Below are 1,910 nucleotides of genomic sequence, written 5' to 3' on the forward strand. Positions count from 1 at the left end.
ACGAGCGAAGCGCGTTCGGCACTAAATTTCGTTAAGGTTAAACCATCACGCGATGGGAAGTCAATGTGGCATGAATAAAATCCACTCACGTGGTAGAGGAGCTTAGCATACGGGCTGAAGCACGACCGTGAGGACGTGTGGACTGTATGCTAGTGAGAATGCCGGAATGAGTAGCGAGAGTAAAGTGAGAATCTTTACCGCCGAAAGTCTAAGGTTTCCTGGGGAAGGTTCGTCCGCCCAGGGTAAGTCGGGGCCTAAGCCGAGGCCGAAAGGCGTAGGCGATGGACAACTGGTTGAAATTCCAGTACCACCGATGCTCGTTTGAGAGACGCGGGGACGCAGGGGGATAGGTCGTGCCAGCTGCTGGGATAGCTGGTCCAAGCGAGGTAGGTAGTCCTGTAGTGAAGTACGCAGGATGTTCCGAAGGCGTGATGGGGAGGGAAAATAGAGTACCGAAGTGACTGAATCCGCACTGACGAGAAAAGCCGCTATCGAGAGCAGAGGTGCCCGTACCGCAAACCGACACAGGTAGACGAGGAGAGAATCCTAAGGCGAGCGGAAGAAGGGTTGTTAAGGAACTCGGCAAATTGATCCCGTAAGTTCGCGAGAAGGGATGCCTCTTTAACGAGAGGCCGCAGAGAAATGGCCCAAGCAACTGTTTACCAAAAACACAGGTCTCTGCTAAATCGAAAGATGACGTATAGGGGCTGACGCCTGCCCGGTGCTGGAAGGTTACGGGGATCTGTTAGCGCAAGCGAAGCAGTGAACTTAAGCCCCAGTAAACGGCGGCCGTAACTATAACGGTCCTAAGGTAGCGAAATTCCTTGTCGGGTAAGTTCCGACCCGCACGAATGGCGTAATGACTTGGGCACTGTCTCGACAACCCATCCGGTGAAATTGTAGTACTCGTGAAGATGCGAGTTACCCGCGACTAGACGGAAAGACCCCATGGAGCTTTACTGTAGCCTGATACTGTGTTTCGGTATTTCATGTACAGGATAGGAGGGAGGCTGAGAAGCGAGGACGCCAGTTCTCGTGGAGCCGCCGTTGGGATACCTCTCTTGGAGTGCTGGAACACTAACCAGAGCCCGTAATCCGGGTTTGGGACAATGTCAGGTGGGCAGTTTGACTGGGGCGGTCGCCTCCCAAAAGGTAACGGAGGCGCCCAAAGGTCTCCTCAGCACGGTTGGAAATCGTGCGTTGAGTGTAAAGGCATAAGGAGGCCTGACTGCGAGACAGACAAGTCGAGCAGGTACGAAAGTAGGGCTTAGTGATCCGGCGGTATGAGAGTGGAATTGCCGTCGCTTAACGGATAAAAGCTACCCTGGGGATAACAGGCTGATCTCCCCCAAGAGTCCACATCGACGGGGAGGTTTGGCACCTCGATGTCGGCTCATCACATCCTGGAGCTGTAGCAGGTTCCAAGGGTTCGGCTGTTCGCCGATTAAAGTGGTACGCGAGCTGGGTTCAGAACGTCGTGAGACAGTTCGGTCCCTATCTGTCGTGGGCGCAGGATATTTGAAGGGAGCTGTCCTTAGTACGAGAGGACCGGGATGGACGCACCTCTGGTGCACCAGTTGTCACACCAGTGGCACAGCTGGGTAGCCAAGTGCGGATGAGATAAACGCTGAAAGCATCTAAGCGTGAAGCTCGCCCTAAGATGAGATATCCCACCTGAAAAGGGTAAGACCCCATGTAGACTACATGGTAGATAGGCCGGGGGTGTAAGCGTGGTAACACGTTGAGCTGACCGGTACTAATAGGTCGAGGGCTTGACCAAAAACAGTTCTTTGAAGGTGGAAGAAAACTCAACGAAAAGCGGAGTAAGCTCGTTATACAGTTTTGAGGGTGCTAGAAAGCACCCGAAAGATATCTGGTGGCTATAACGGAGAGGAAACACCTGTTCCCAT

The 1,910-nt window shown here is 53.4% G+C and carries 1 rRNA gene (running past one end of the window); it reads left to right on the forward strand.

The window, feature by feature from the left end:
- Positions 1-1,780: ribosomal RNA gene (locus tag F3H12_RS12670) — 23S ribosomal RNA — on the forward strand; it begins 1,359 nt to the left of the window's first position.
- The last annotated feature ends 130 nt before the right edge of the window (positions 1,781-1,910 follow it).

The organism is Thermoclostridium caenicola, from assembly GCF_900142095.1.
Taxonomy (GTDB): domain Bacteria; phylum Bacillota; class Clostridia; order DSM-8532; family DSM-8532; genus Thermoclostridium_A; species Thermoclostridium_A caenicola.